This window comes from Peteryoungia ipomoeae, from assembly GCF_004912165.1.
Taxonomy (GTDB): Bacteria; Pseudomonadota; Alphaproteobacteria; order Rhizobiales; family Rhizobiaceae; genus Allorhizobium; species Allorhizobium ipomoeae.
Genome location: NZ_STGV01000001.1, coordinates 929,919 through 942,332 on the forward strand (window position 1 = coordinate 929,919; position 12,414 = coordinate 942,332).

At 59.6% G+C, this 12,414-nt stretch carries 16 protein-coding genes; 5 read left to right on the forward strand and 11 right to left on the reverse strand.

The window, feature by feature from the left end; genetic code table 11:
- The first annotated feature begins 207 nt into the window (after positions 1-207).
- Positions 208-1,584, forward strand: a complete 1,377-nt coding sequence (locus FAA97_RS04470; RefSeq protein WP_136597299.1) for a GGDEF domain-containing response regulator — start codon at positions 208-210, stop codon at positions 1,582-1,584.
- A 52-nt stretch (positions 1,585-1,636) separates the two neighbouring features.
- On the opposite strand, the gene FAA97_RS04475 is transcribed toward FAA97_RS04470, so the two are convergent.
- Positions 1,637-2,512: a DUF817 domain-containing protein gene (locus FAA97_RS04475; protein ID WP_246041333.1), complete on the reverse strand. Its 876-nt coding sequence runs from the start codon at positions 2,510-2,512 to the stop codon at positions 1,637-1,639.
- A gap of 80 nt (positions 2,513-2,592) precedes the next feature.
- On the opposite strand from FAA97_RS04475, the gene FAA97_RS04480 reads away from it, so the two are divergent.
- The 4 genes from FAA97_RS04480 (at position 2,593) to FAA97_RS04495 (ending at position 5,540) form a co-directional block, all read left to right on the forward strand.
- Positions 2,593-2,997 (forward strand): ribosomal maturation YjgA family protein, encoded by a 405-nt coding sequence (locus FAA97_RS04480; protein WP_136597300.1) that lies wholly within the window; start codon positions 2,593-2,595, stop codon positions 2,995-2,997.
- A gap of 93 nt (positions 2,998-3,090) precedes the next feature.
- Positions 3,091-3,528: a YciI family protein gene (locus FAA97_RS04485; protein WP_136597301.1), complete on the forward strand. Its 438-nt coding sequence runs from the start codon at positions 3,091-3,093 to the stop codon at positions 3,526-3,528.
- Between the two features lie 93 nt (positions 3,529-3,621).
- Positions 3,622-4,962, forward strand: a complete 1,341-nt coding sequence (locus tag FAA97_RS04490; protein ID WP_136597712.1) for an RNA polymerase sigma factor — start codon at positions 3,622-3,624, stop codon at positions 4,960-4,962.
- A gap of 197 nt (positions 4,963-5,159) precedes the next feature.
- Complete coding sequence (locus FAA97_RS04495) at positions 5,160-5,540, forward strand: hypothetical protein (RefSeq protein ID WP_246041335.1); 381 nt, start codon at positions 5,160-5,162, stop codon at positions 5,538-5,540.
- A gap of 131 nt (positions 5,541-5,671) precedes the next feature.
- Here FAA97_RS04495 and rplQ read toward each other — a convergent pair whose 3' ends face one another.
- From rplQ to rplR, 10 genes are all read right to left on the reverse strand, one after another.
- On the reverse strand, positions 5,672-6,094 hold the full coding sequence (rplQ, locus tag FAA97_RS04500) for a 50S ribosomal protein L17 (protein ID WP_136597302.1): 423 nt from the start codon (positions 6,092-6,094) through the stop codon (positions 5,672-5,674).
- 117 nt (positions 6,095-6,211) lie between these two features.
- Positions 6,212-7,222, reverse strand: coding sequence for a DNA-directed RNA polymerase subunit alpha (locus FAA97_RS04505; protein WP_062282933.1), 1,011 nt, complete (start codon positions 7,220-7,222; stop codon positions 6,212-6,214).
- Between the two features lie 100 nt (positions 7,223-7,322).
- Positions 7,323-7,712, reverse strand: a complete 390-nt coding sequence (gene rpsK, locus FAA97_RS04510; RefSeq protein WP_136597303.1) for a 30S ribosomal protein S11 — start codon at positions 7,710-7,712, stop codon at positions 7,323-7,325.
- Between the two features lie 128 nt (positions 7,713-7,840).
- Entirely contained in the window at positions 7,841-8,209 is a 369-nt protein-coding gene (rpsM, locus tag FAA97_RS04515) for a 30S ribosomal protein S13 (RefSeq protein ID WP_136597304.1), read from the reverse strand.
- Positions 8,210-8,456: 247 nt separating this feature from the next.
- Positions 8,457-9,041, reverse strand: coding sequence for an adenylate kinase (locus tag FAA97_RS04520; RefSeq protein WP_136597305.1), 585 nt, complete (start codon positions 9,039-9,041; stop codon positions 8,457-8,459).
- Entirely contained in the window at positions 9,038-10,378 is a 1,341-nt protein-coding gene (secY, locus tag FAA97_RS04525) for a preprotein translocase subunit SecY (RefSeq protein WP_136597306.1), read from the reverse strand. The genes FAA97_RS04520 and secY overlap by 4 nt, the downstream gene beginning before the upstream one ends.
- 235 nt (positions 10,379-10,613) lie before the next feature.
- Positions 10,614-11,093 (reverse strand): 50S ribosomal protein L15, encoded by a 480-nt coding sequence (rplO, locus tag FAA97_RS04530; RefSeq protein WP_136597307.1) that lies wholly within the window; start codon positions 11,091-11,093, stop codon positions 10,614-10,616.
- 16 nt (positions 11,094-11,109) lie between these two features.
- The gene (gene rpmD / locus FAA97_RS04535) at positions 11,110-11,319 is read right to left on the reverse strand and encodes a 50S ribosomal protein L30 (RefSeq protein ID WP_136597308.1); all 210 of its coding nucleotides are present in this window, start codon (positions 11,317-11,319) and stop codon (positions 11,110-11,112) included.
- A 14-nt stretch (positions 11,320-11,333) separates the two neighbouring features.
- Entirely contained in the window at positions 11,334-11,903 is a 570-nt protein-coding gene (rpsE, locus tag FAA97_RS04540; RefSeq protein WP_136597309.1) for a 30S ribosomal protein S5, read from the reverse strand.
- 141 nt (positions 11,904-12,044) lie between these two features.
- Positions 12,045-12,407 carry a 50S ribosomal protein L18 gene (rplR, locus tag FAA97_RS04545; RefSeq protein WP_136597310.1) on the reverse strand — a complete coding sequence of 121 codons (363 nt, stop codon included), beginning with the start codon at positions 12,405-12,407 and terminating at the stop codon, positions 12,045-12,047.
- Between the last annotated feature and the right edge of the window lie 7 nt (positions 12,408-12,414).

Genomic DNA, 12,414 nt, shown 5'->3' on the forward strand with positions numbered 1-12,414 from the left:
ACACGTTCGAAAGGAACAGCGCCGCCCATCAAGGCTCGCTCGCATTTTTTGGTCCTGCGCAGAAAATAGGCGCGAGTTTCAATCGGTTTGGGCGGAAATGGACCATTCTCTCAGCGCTGCCACCAAACAATGAAGATGGTATTCAACGAGAATTAATACCTCCTCCCCTAGGTTTGCATGTGACCGTGAGGAGACCGGCCCGAAACCATGAACCACATTGCCACAGCCGAAATTCCGAAACGGATTATACGGAGCGCCAAGCGTGGCGCTGCCCGTAAAACCGTTGTCGATCCGGATGCGCCTAAGATCAAGACAACCAATATCCTGCTGATCGAAGACTCGATGGCGGTGGCCAATCTTATTGTCACGAAGCTCCAGGAAGTTTGCACCGCCAAGGTCATCCATTGCTCAAGCCTGGCGGATGCACGTCGCGTTTTCAACACCGAGCACTTCGCATTCGCGATTACGGGTCTCGACCTCCCTGACGGTAAGGGCGAGGAAATCCTTGCAGCCCTTGATGAGGCGGAGATCGCCGCACTCGTTTACACCGCCAAGCATGACGACGAAGCGCAACATCGCTACGGCGAGCTGCAGCTTCTCGACTATTGCGTCAAGGACGAAACCGGCTCCTTGAACAGACTGATCCAGACGGCTGTGCGTGTGCTCGGCAATGCCGACATCAAGGTGCTTGTCGTCGATGACCAGCGCAGCGCCCGCGAAAGCCTGGTCGACGTGCTGTCGCGGCACAATTTCGATGTCCTGGAAGCTCGCTCGGGTGCCGAAGCCCTGACGATGCTCGGGGTTCAGAAAGATGTCGAGCTGCTGATCACCGACTACAACATGCCGGATATGGACGGCTATGAACTCGTCCAGCGGATCCGTGCAAGTTCTGCCTATACGCAGCTCAGGATCATTGGCGTGACCGCCTCGGCCGATCGCCGCCTGAGCTCGCTTTTTCTGAAGGCTGGCGCCAACGATTTCATGTATCGGCCGCTGATGCCGGAGGAATTTCAGTGCCGGATCGACAGCAATGTCGACACCATCAAGCAGATCAAGCGTTTGCGCTATCATGCCGAGCGTGATCAGCTGACCAATTTGCCGAACAGGCGATATTTCTTCGAAGTGGTCGCCCGCCTGATGCGGGAAGATCAGGCGCAGGGCATGCAGAGTGCCGTGGCGCTGCTCGATATCGACTTCTTCAAGAAGGTCAACGATACCTACGGCCACGAAGCCGGTGACGACACACTGAGAGCCATTGCTGCTTGTCTGCAAAAGACGGTGGCGCGCACACCACATATGGCCGCGCGGCTTGGTGGCGAGGAATTCGCAGTCTATCTGCGCGGGCTGCACGAACACAGCGCGCATGACTTCTGCGAGCAGATCCGCAAGGCGATCGAGAAGGTCAAGATCGAATTGCGCAACGGCACGGTGATCTCCGTGACAACCTCGATCGGACTTGCCGACATCCAGACCAATGAGCCTGTCGACAACCAGCTGCACGCTGCAGACCAGCTGCTTTACATGGCCAAGGCCAATGGCCGGAACCGGGTCTTCTCCGAAATCTCGCTGATGGGCGGATTGTAACGCCATGACGCGCCGCGCATCCCACCGGATGCCGGCTGGCGCAAGTCCCGCCTCAATGCGGGATGTAGATCTTTTCCCTGATGTGCTTCAGTGACGCAACGATGGTGAAGGTCATGATCACCAGCAGCGTCCAGGAACTCCACTTGCCCAGATGCACCGTCGACCAGGCACCGATCTGGTTTGGATAGTGCCAAATGGCAAAGAAGGTGGAGATGTTTTCCGCCAGCCAGATGAAAAAGCCGATCAGAATGAAGGCCAGGATTAGCGGCATGCGGCGGTCGCGATCGAAGGGGCGGAAGATCACCGTGGCACGGGCATAGAGGCCAATCGCAAGCGCTGCGATATACCAGCGATAATCACCGATATAGTGATGCGTGAAGAAGTTGCCATAGATCGCGAGCGCCACCAGAATTGCCATCCAATAGGGCGGATGGTGCCGGATCCGCACATGCAGGAGCCGCCAGGCCTGAATGATGTAGCTGCCGACGGCGGCATACATGAAGCCGGAAAAGAGTGGAACGCCAAGCACCTTGGTATAGGCGAAATCCGGATAGGACCAGGACTGGATGGTGCCTGAGGTCTTGAAGACTTCCAGCGCAAAGCCGACGACATGGAACAGGCAGATTGCCTTCAGCTCATCCATGGTTTCAAGCTTCGACCAGACCATGAAGATCTGGATGCCCAGCGCAATGACGAGCAACAGATCGTAACGCGGGATACCGAACAGGCCGTCGCGCGGAGTGACGAAGATCGAGACGAAAAACAGGCCGGCAAACAGGCAGGCACGGGCCTCCTTGATGCCGAAGAGCAGGAACTCGACGACAAAGCGACGAAAGCCGGCAAGTGCCGGTGCCGGAGGCGGATCGATGAGCAGCCTGTCGATCTCTTCGAGGCTCCTCGGCATTGGCCCTGAGAGCAGTGCAGTCATCCCTAAGGTCCCCATCACTTTGCGAAATCGTCCCTCGCAGATACAGAGAGACAAAGGGTACAATCAAGGCAAGTGACGGTATGCAATCGATGAAATGGGAGAACCGCTCAGAACGGCTGTGGAAACTCGGCTGGGCGCTGGTAGCGATCGTGGCCGGCGTGACACTCAGACTGACCGGCTATGAGGCGGGCCTTCCCTATGCGCTCGTCAAATATGGCGGCTCGGCTCTCTGGGGGGCGATGGTCTATCTGCTGATCGCAGCCGCCCTGCCAGGCCGCTTGCCCCTGCATCTTACCGTTGCCGCCACCATCGCGATCCTGGCCGAACTCTTCCGTCTCTATCACACACCCTGGCTGGATGAATTCCGGCTGACCCTTGCCGGTGCTCTGTTGTTTGGTCGGATTTTTTCGCTCTGGAATATCGTGGCCTATCTCGCCGGCATCGGCATTGCCGCCCTGCTCGACCGAAAACTTGCAGGCAGGTGAAGAAAATTTCCAACCGCGTGTCGAATCCGAATGCCCTTGTTCGTTGTTGCCATAGGATGGACAATTCATCCGGCAACCCTGAGGAGAGACGCAATGCGTGTAGCGGTATTGGTAAAGGCAACGAAAGACAGCGAAGAGGGCATCATGCCTTCTGCCGAGTTGATGGAGGCCATGGGGAAATTCAACGAGGAACTGGTTGCCGCCGGCATCATGCTGTCGGGCACGGGCTTGAAGCCGTCCAAGGCCGGCAAGCGGGTCGCCTTTGATGGCCCTGACAGGCGGGTGATCGACGGGCCGTTCGCGGAGACCCGGGAACTGGTGGCAGGCTTCTGGATCTGGGAAGTCAAGGACATGGACGAGGCGCTCGCCTGGGTGAAGCGCTGCCCCAACCCGATGCCGGGCCCCAGTGAGATCGAGATCCGGCCCTATTACGAGATGGAGGATTTCGCCGAGGTTGAATCCCCGGAAGGTCACGCAAGCCATCAGCGCGCAGCAGAAGCGCTCGCACGGCGGGAAAACGGCGCGGCCTGATGCGAGGTCAGTCGCTTGGGCGGCGCTTTGGAGAAGGGCTGAGCCTGCGTGGAAACGGTTGACCGTCCGGACCGTGTGTCCATACTCCGCTTCATGTCACGGGAACATGATGCCCCTCCTTCCGCGTCAGGGCTAGACCTTGGCGCGGCATCTGCGGCCCAAGAGATTGAAGCGATTTATCGCATCGAGCGGGTCCGGCTGATTGCCGGGCTCGCCCGTCATGTAGGCGATCTCAGCCTCGCTGAAGACCTTGCCCAGGAAGCGCTGGTCTCAGCCCTCGCAGTCTGGCCTCACCGCGGCATTCCGCCCGCTCCCGGCGCCTGGCTGATGACGACGGCAAAACGCCGTGCCGTCGATCTCTGGCGGCGGCGTCAGATGATGGCACGGCACGAGGCCGCGCTGGCGCATGATATCGAGACCGGTCGTGCCGACGATCATGCAGGCGTCGAGGCTGCCCTCGATGACGAGATCGGCGACGAGCGGCTGTCGCTGATCTTCGCCGCCTGCCATCCCCTTCTCTCCCGCGACCAGCGCACGGCGCTGACGCTGAAGGTGATCGGCGGGTTGACGACGGAGGAAATAGCCCGCGCATTTCTGACCCAGGAATCGACGGTGGCGCAGCGCATCGTCAGGGCGAAGAAGATCCTGCGCGAAGGCGAAGTCAGCTTCGAGGTGCCGCGTGCACACGAGCGGGCCGCCCGCCTCGCCTCGGTGCTGGAGGTGATCTACCTGACCTTCAACGAAGGTTATGCGGCAAGCCGTGGCGAAGACCTGATCCGGACCACGCTTTGCGAGGAGGCCATGCGGCTCGGCCGCATTCTGGTGGGCCTTGCGCCGGAAGAGCCGGAAGCGCATGCGCTGCTTGCGCTGATGGAGCTGCAGGCCTCGCGCTTCAAGGCAAGGCTGGCAGCCGATGGCCGCGCATTGACACTGGAGACACAGGACCGCCGGTTTTGGGACCGGCTGCTGATCCAGCGTGGGCTAGAAGGTCTGGCGACTGTGACGCGACTTGGCGGCGAAAACGGGATCTACGCACTCCAGGCGGCGCTTGCAGCCGTGCATGCACGCGCGGCGACGTTTGAGGATACGGACTGGGGTCGAAGTGCCGATCTGTATGACCGGCTGCTGGAACGCATCCCCTCGCCCGTGGTGGCACTGAACCGGGCGGTCGCCCATGCCATGGCGTTTGGGCCTGAGGTCGGACTGACGCTGCTGGCGGAGATCGAGGCGGAGCCATCGCTGGCAGGATATGGGCCGCTGCATGCGGCCAAGGGCGATTCCCTGATGCGGCTGGGACGGATGGAAGAGGCGCGGGCGGCGTTCGAGAGGGCGGCTGCGTTCAGCGGGAATGCGATGGAACGGGCGTTTCTGATGGGGCGTGTTGCGGAGTGCGACGCTGACCTTGGTGTTATCGAACCTGGCCACCAACGTTGACAAGGCCGATTGGAAAGAAGCCACCGCTTCGGTACAGATGCTCAGCTCCTTACCGCTCCGTGGGCCGCGACTGGAAAGGCGACGTTGCTAGCCTGCGCCATCAGTCTCAAGGCGTGTGAGCGGCGCGGCCTCTCTGTTCAATCATTGCGCAGCTGACCACATCGCGCCATAGTTGCGCCACGTAAGGGCGGGTTGCGATGCTACGAAAAAAATATGATGTGCAAGTGTCGCGAGAACTCGCAGCGATGCAGATCGTGCTTCCCTTGGCCGGATTGGCCCTGCTCATGGCCATTCTTGGTTTGTATCATTGGCGGCTCCAGCATTTTGAGCGGTCAGTTGCGACTATAGACGCCGTCTGGGACACAGAGGTGAACCGGCGCGGAACGACAATTATCACCATGGACCAGCTATCATTTTCAAGGACTGCGCCAAGCGGGGAGCTCATAACCTGCAGCCATCAGTTTGAGATCGGCACACCACTGGACGGTTTCAAGGTCGGCGATCAGATCACGATTGTTCCGGCGACTGGAACCTGCCAGCGGGCCGACATCATTGGTCGTATCACTCCCCTGAGATAGCCTGTCATTGGAGGTCTGACCGCCGCCATTGACCGACGCTTCCCTGAGCTCAATCAGTGGCTGCCGAAAACGCAAAAAAGCCGGGTGATCGCTCACCCGGCTTTTTTGATCCTTCCCTTACGGGAGGTAACTTACGCTGCTTCAGCTTCCACTTCAGCGGCGACGCGGGCCTTGTCGGCTGCGCCCTTGGCATCGACGTCGCGCTCGACGAATTCGATGACAGCCATGGCAGCGTTGTCGCCCTGGCGGTAACCGGCCTTCATGATGCGCAGGTAGCCGCCGTTGCGGGTGGCGTAGCGCGTTGCGATGGCGTCGAACAGCTTGGCGACGACGGCAACGTCACGGATCTGCGAGATCGCCTGGCGGCGAGCATGCAGGTCGCCGCGCTTGCCGAGCGTGACCAGCTTTTCAACGATCGGGCGAATTTCCTTCGCCTTCGGCAGGGTGGTGACGATCTGCTCATGCAGGATGAGGGAAGCCGCCATGTTGGCGAACATCGCCTTACGGTGGCTGGCGGTACGGTTCAGCTTGCGGCCGGCTTTCTGGTGGCGCATTGCTATTCTCCTTTAAGTGCAGGCTCTGTCCCAGAGGCTGCCGTTTCCTGACACATACGGGCATTCACCCGCAGTTTGACGGGGAAAGGCAGGCTTAAGACGCTGCCTTCACTGTTATTAATACTGGTCTTCGTAACGCTTCGCGAGATCTTCGATGTTCTCAGGCGGCCATGCCGGTACTTCCATACCGAGGTGCAGGCCCATGGAAGCGAGAACTTCCTTGATTTCGTTCAGCGACTTGCGACCGAAGTTCGGCGTGCGCAGCATTTCTGCTTCGGTCTTCTGGATCAGATCGCCGATGTACACGATGTTGTCGTTCTTCAGGCAGTTTGCCGAGCGGACAGACAATTCGAGTTCGTCGACCTTCTTCAGGAGGGCCGGGTTGAAGGCGAGTTCGGTAACCGACTCTTCTTCGACTTCCTTCTGCGGCTCGTCGAAATTGACGAAGACGCCGAGCTGGTCCTGCAGGATGCGAGCGGCGAATGCGACTGCATCTTCACCGGTGACGGAGCCATCGGTTTCGATGGTCATCAGCAGCTTGTCGTAGTCAAGAACCTGACCTTCGCGGGTGTTCTCAACCTTGTAAGACACCTTCTTGACCGGCGAGTAGAGGCTGTCGACCGGGATGAGACCGATCGGAGCATCTTCTGCGCGGTTGCGCTCGGCAGGCACGTAACCCTTGCCATTGTTGACCGTGAACTCCATGCGGATCTCGGCGCCCTCGTCGAGCGTGCAGATCACGTGGTTGGGGTTCAGGATCTCGATGTCGCCAACCGTCTGGATGTCACCGGCGGTAACAACGCCCGGACCCTGCTTGCGGACGACCATGCGCTTGGCATCGTCGCCGTCCATCTTGATGGCGATTTCCTTGATGTTCAGGACGATGTCGGTGACATCTTCGCGAACGCCAGGGATCGACGAGAACTCGTGCAGAACGCCGTCGATCTGGACAGCCGTAACGGCTGCACCACGAAGCGACGACAGAAGGACGCGACGCAGAGCGTTGCCGAGCGTCAGGCCGAAGCCACGCTCGAGCGGCTCGGCGACGAGCGTCGCCTTCGTGCGGCCGGAGGAGGAAAACTCCACCTTGTTCGGCTTGATCAGTTCCTGCCAATTCTTCTGAATCATGATTTTACCTTCCGCCCGCCGTCACCATTCAATCGTGACGGCCGAATGTGAGAAGCACCGGGAAGAGGCATCCACCTCCAACCGGCAAAACGAAGAATGATTAGACGCGACGCTTCTTGCGCGGACGGCAGCCATTGTGCGGGATCGGGGTCACATCGCGGATCGACGTGATCATGAAACCGGCAGCCTGCAGGGCGCGCAGAGCCGATTCACGACCCGAACCCGGACCGCAAACTTCGACTTCCAGCGTCTTCATGCCGTGTTCCTGAGCCTTCTTGGCGCAGTCTTCAGCAGCGATCTGGGCTGCGAACGGGGTCGACTTGCGCGAACCCTTGAAGCCCTTGGCACCAGCAGACGACCAGGCAATCGCGTTGCCCTGTGCGTCGGTGATGGTGATCATCGTGTTGTTGAAGGTCGAGTTAACGTGGGCAACGCCCGTGGAGATATTCTTGCGTTCGCGACGGCGGACGCGTGCGGCTTCCTTGGCCATGGTCTTCCTTTCAGTTGATCTAAACACCGCCGTAATTCCAGCGGCTACACCAGCAGCGAATAGTCTAAAGCGAATAGCGAATAGAGGCCTCACCCCTATTCGCTATTCGCCAATCGCTATTCGCTGAATTACTTCTTCTTACCAGCGATCGCCTTCGCCGGACCCTTGCGGGTGCGGGCGTTGGTGTGCGTGCGCTGACCGCGAACCGGCAGACCACGACGGTGGCGCAGGCCACGGTAGCAGCCGAGGTCCATCAGACGCTTGATGTTCATCGCGGTGTCGCGACGCAGGTCGCCTTCAACCTGGTAATCGCGGTCGATGGTTTCGCGGATGGACAGGATTTCAGCGTCGGTCAGCTGGTGAACGCGCTTGTCAGCCGGCAGGCCGACCTTTTCCATGATTTCCTGTGCGAACTTAGGTCCGATCCCGTGAATGTAGGTCAGCGCGATGATTACGCGCTTCGCAGTCGGGATGTTGACGCCAGCGATACGTGCCACGCCTATTCTCCTTGCTTCCAGTTGCCATCCGGCAAGTGGTGTCTCGTTACACGGCCCAACGGGACCGCAATTACAATTCGGGTTCTCAACAAGCCAAAACGATCGAACCCGGTCTTCCATCGCTTAGGAAGAACGCGCCGATCGCAGTCATGTCGCGAGTTGGCGCGGTCTTTAGCGGAATCGGTCAGCAAAAGCAACCGGCCCCACGAAGATTCTTGGAAACGCGCCCTTTTCAGACGCGCTTGTATCAGGCCTTTTCCAGCACCTTGGCGATCTCCGCGGTCACCGCGTCCATCTCCGCCATGCCGTCGAGAACGACGAGCTGACCTTCGCCCTGATAGTATTCCGACAGGGGCGCCGTCTTTTCGCGGTACTCGGTCAGACGCTTGCGGAAGGCTTCCGGGTTGTCGTCGGAGCGAACGGTGCCACCGGCAGCAATCGTATCGGCGACGCGCTGCTCGATTCGGCGAATCAGCGCTTCCTCATCAACCTTGAGTTCGATGACCGCATCAAGCTCAAGGCCACCGGCCTTCATGTTCTCGGCCAGAGCCTTGGCCTGCGGAACAGTGCGCGGATAGCCATCGAGAATGAAACCCTTGGCGCAATCGGCTTCCTGAACGCGTTCAGCCACGATCTGGTTGACGATGTCGTCAGATACGAGACCACCCGCATCCATCACAGCCTTGGCGCGCTTGCCGATATCGGTCTGGGCAGCGACGGCGGCCCGCAACATGTCGCCTGTCGACAGCTGCGGAATGCCGTACTTGTCCGTCAGACGCTTGGCCTGGGTGCCCTTCCCCGCTCCCGGCGGCCCCAAAAATATGATTCTCATCGTCCCCTCTTTCCTCCACGCAGCTTCGACTTCTTGATCAGACCCTCATATTGCTGAGCGATCAAATGACCCTGAATCTGTGCTACAGTATCGAGGGTGACGCTGACAACAATCAAAAGCGACGTACCACCAAGTGCTAATGGGATGCCGGTCCGCGCAATGAGTGTTTCGGGCAGGATGCAGACGAAAACCAGATAGATGGCGCCGATGGTGGTGATGCGGGTCAGAACATAGTCGATATATTCCGCCGTCCGCTCGCCCGGACGAATGCCGGGGATAAAGCCACCGTGCTTCTTCAGGTTGTCGGCCGTGTCCTTCGGATTGAAGACGATCGCCGTGTAGAAGAAGGCGAAGAAGGCAATCAGCAGGCCATACATCAGCATGTAGACCGGGTGACCGTGGCTGAGTGCCGCAATGATGGTCGTTGCCCATGGCGGCAGATCTGCCGTGCCAGCGAAGCCCGCAGCCGTTGCCGGCAGGAGGAGAAGCGACGAAGCAAAGATCGCCGGGATAACACCCGCGGTGTTGAGCTTCAGCGGCAGGTGCGAGGTATCCCCCTGGAACATCCGGTTGCCAACCTGACGCTTCGGATACTGGATCAGAAGACGCCGCTGGGCACGCTCCACAAACACGATCAGTGCAATAACGCCGATGGCCACGACGATGACGGTCAGGATGAGCGCCGTCGACACAGCCTGGTTGCGACCAAGGTCCAGCGTCTGGGCAACAGCGGTCGGCAGACCGGCGGCGATACCGGCGAAGATGATCAGCGAAATGCCGTTACCGATGCCGCGCGAGGTGATCTGCTCGCCGAGCCACATCAGGAACATCGTGCCGCCAAGCAGCGTCAGCACGGTCGAAATACGGAAGAACCAACCTGGATCCGCAACGATGCCCTGACCGCCTTCGAGGCCAACGGCGATGCCATAGGCCTGAAGCGTGCCGAGCAGCACGGTGCCGTAGCGCGTGTACTGGTTGATGATCTTGCGGCCCTGCTCGCCTTCCTTCTTCAACTGCTCGAGCGCTGGAACGACCGAGGTCATCAGCTGCACGATGATCGAAGCAGAGATATACGGCATGATGCCGAGCGCAAAGATTGCCATGCGCTCGACGGCGCCACCGGCAAACATGTTGAAAAGACCGAGAATACCACCCGACTGGCCCTGGAAGGCCGCGGCATAGGCCTCGGGGTTCAGGCCGGGCAGCGGAATATGCGTGCCGAGGCGATAGACCAGCAATGCGGCCAAAGTGAACCACAGGCGCTTCTTCAGATCTTCCGCCTTGGCGAAAGTCGAGAAGTTGAGGTTCGAGGCCAGTTGTTCCGCTGCAGAAGCCATAGAAATCTCCGCAAACCATACCGGCGCACACTAGGGCGAACCGGAGGCTGTTCGTTCAAACTGTAGGTTCAGAAAACGGGGCGCGGGAGAATTGCGGGGCAACCGCATGCCTCACACCCTTATTTTCCAGATGACCCGGAAGACGAAACAACGTCAATTCCGTCCTGGGATCGTGAGGCTCACATATGGGAGCAAAATCGCCCGGTGTGAAGCACCCCGGGCGATTGATCTTCATTTATTCAGAGGCTTCTGCGGCTGCTTCGAGCAGCTTGGCGGAACCGCCAGCCTTCTCGATCTTTTCGACGGCAGCCTTGGAAGCGCCGGCGACTTCAACCGAGATCTTCGCCTTCAGTTCGCCACCCGACAGGATGCGAACGCCGTCCTTCGGACGACGGATCACGCCAGCAGCCTTGAGGGCTACGGCATCGATCGTCTTCGTGACGTCGAGCTTGCCAGCATCGATCGCGGTCTGGATACGGCCGAGCGAAACGGTGACGTATTCAGACGCGAAGATGTTGTTGAAGCCGCGCTTCGGCAGGCGACGATAGATCGGCATCTGGCCGCCTTCGAAGCCGTTGATGGCGACGCCCGAACGAGCCTTCTGACCCTTCACACCGCGACCACCGGTCTTGCCCTTGCCGGAACCGATACCGCGACCTACGCGGATACGGTCCTTGGAAGCGCCTTCGTTGTCTTTGATTTCATTCAGTTTCATGATGACTTCCCCCGTCTCACTTCTCGTCGACGACGCGAACGAGATGCTGGACAGCACGGATCATGCCACGAACGGAAGGCGTATCTTCCAGGGTGCGGACCCGGTGCATCTTGTTGAGGCCCAGACCGATAAGCGTTGCGCGCTGTACAGCCGGACGGCGAATAGGCGAACCGATCTGCTCGACCGTGATCGTCTTTGCTTCAGTCTTCTTCGTAGCCTTGGCCATGGATCAGACTCCTCTTATTCTTCAGCAGCGTTGCCAGAGGCAGCGCGGCGAGCCTGGAGGGTAGCATACTTCAGGCCACGCTGAGCAGCGATGTCCTTCGGATGAACCTGGTGCTTCAGGGCGTCGAAGGTAGCGCGAACCATGTTGTATGGGTTCGACGAACCGGTCGACTTAGCAACGACGTCCGACATGCCGAGGGTCTCGAACACGGCGCGCATCGGGCCACCGGCGATGATACCGGTACCGGCCTTGGCCGAGCGAAGGAGAACCTTGCCGGCGCCATGACGACCGTTGACGTCGTGGTGCAGCGTACGACCATCGCGCAGCGGAACGAAAATCAAATCGCGCTTTGCAGCTTCGGTTGCCTTGCGGATGGCTTCCGGCACTTCACGTGCCTTGCCGTGGCCGAAGCCAACACGGCCCTTCTGGTCGCCAACGACGACGAGGGCTGCAAAACCGAAACGACGGCCGCCCTTGACGACCTTAGCGACGCGGTTGATGGCGACCAGCTTGTCGACAAACTCGCTATCGCGCTCTTCACGGTTCTGACGGTCATCCCGCGAACCACGCTTTTCTTGTGCCATTGTCCTTTTCCTTTTTCTTTTCCGGGTGCAATCGGCAGATTACGAAAGTCCCACCCTGCCCTCTCGAACATGGTGGAATCCGGTGGGACCGGCTTTAAGCCGGAAATCCACCCGGACGCAAGCCCGGGTGGAAATTCTATCTTAGAAGGTCAGACCACCTTCGCGAGCCGCTTCGGCGAGTGCCTTGATGCGGCCGTGATAGATGTAAGCGCCACGATCGAAGACGACTTCCTTGACGCCAGCCTTGGCAGCGCGCTCGGCGACCAGCTTGCCGACAGCAGCAGCTGCTGCAATGTCGGCGCCGGTCTTGAGTTCGGCCTTCAGGCCGCCATCGAGGGTCGAAGCAGCGGCAAGGGTCTTGCCAGCCACGTCGTCGATGACCTGGGCGTAGATGTTCTTCGAAGAGCGATGTACCGACAGACGCGGACGGCCATTTGCCACCGCCTTGATCTGACGCCGTACGCGGTTCGCACGGCGAACAAGTGCTTCTTTTCTGCTTGCCATTTCGCGC

Coding starts and splice junctions, on each gene's coding strand:
- FAA97_RS04470 (WP_136597299.1), top strand. CDS start 208: ATGAACCACATTGCCACAGCCGAAATTCCGAAACGGATTATACGGAGC.
- FAA97_RS04475 (WP_246041333.1), bottom strand. CDS start 2,512: ATGACTGCACTGCTCTCAGGGCCAATGCCGAGGAGCCTCGAAGAGATC.
- FAA97_RS04480 (WP_136597300.1), top strand. CDS start 2,593: ATGCAATCGATGAAATGGGAGAACCGCTCAGAACGGCTGTGGAAACTC.
- FAA97_RS04485 (WP_136597301.1), top strand. CDS start 3,091: ATGCGTGTAGCGGTATTGGTAAAGGCAACGAAAGACAGCGAAGAGGGC.
- FAA97_RS04490 (WP_136597712.1), top strand. CDS start 3,622: ATGTCACGGGAACATGATGCCCCTCCTTCCGCGTCAGGGCTAGACCTT.
- FAA97_RS04495 (WP_246041335.1), top strand. CDS start 5,160: ATGCTACGAAAAAAATATGATGTGCAAGTGTCGCGAGAACTCGCAGCG.
- rplQ (WP_136597302.1), bottom strand. CDS start 6,094: ATGCGCCACCAGAAAGCCGGCCGCAAGCTGAACCGTACCGCCAGCCAC.
- FAA97_RS04505 (WP_062282933.1), bottom strand. CDS start 7,222: ATGATTCAGAAGAATTGGCAGGAACTGATCAAGCCGAACAAGGTGGAG.
- rpsK (WP_136597303.1), bottom strand. CDS start 7,712: ATGGCCAAGGAAGCCGCACGCGTCCGCCGTCGCGAACGCAAGAATATC.
- FAA97_RS04520 (WP_136597305.1), bottom strand. CDS start 9,041: ATGAGAATCATATTTTTGGGGCCGCCGGGAGCGGGGAAGGGCACCCAG.
- secY (WP_136597306.1), bottom strand. CDS start 10,378: ATGGCTTCTGCAGCGGAACAACTGGCCTCGAACCTCAACTTCTCGACT.
- rplO (WP_136597307.1), bottom strand. CDS start 11,093: ATGAAACTGAATGAAATCAAAGACAACGAAGGCGCTTCCAAGGACCGT.
- rpmD (WP_136597308.1), bottom strand. CDS start 11,319: ATGGCCAAGGCTACGAAGAAGACTGAAGCAAAGACGATCACGGTCGAG.
- rpsE (WP_136597309.1), bottom strand. CDS start 11,903: ATGGCACAAGAAAAGCGTGGTTCGCGGGATGACCGTCAGAACCGTGAA.
- rplR (WP_136597310.1), bottom strand. CDS start 12,407: ATGGCAAGCAGAAAAGAAGCACTTGTTCGCCGTGCGAACCGCGTACGG.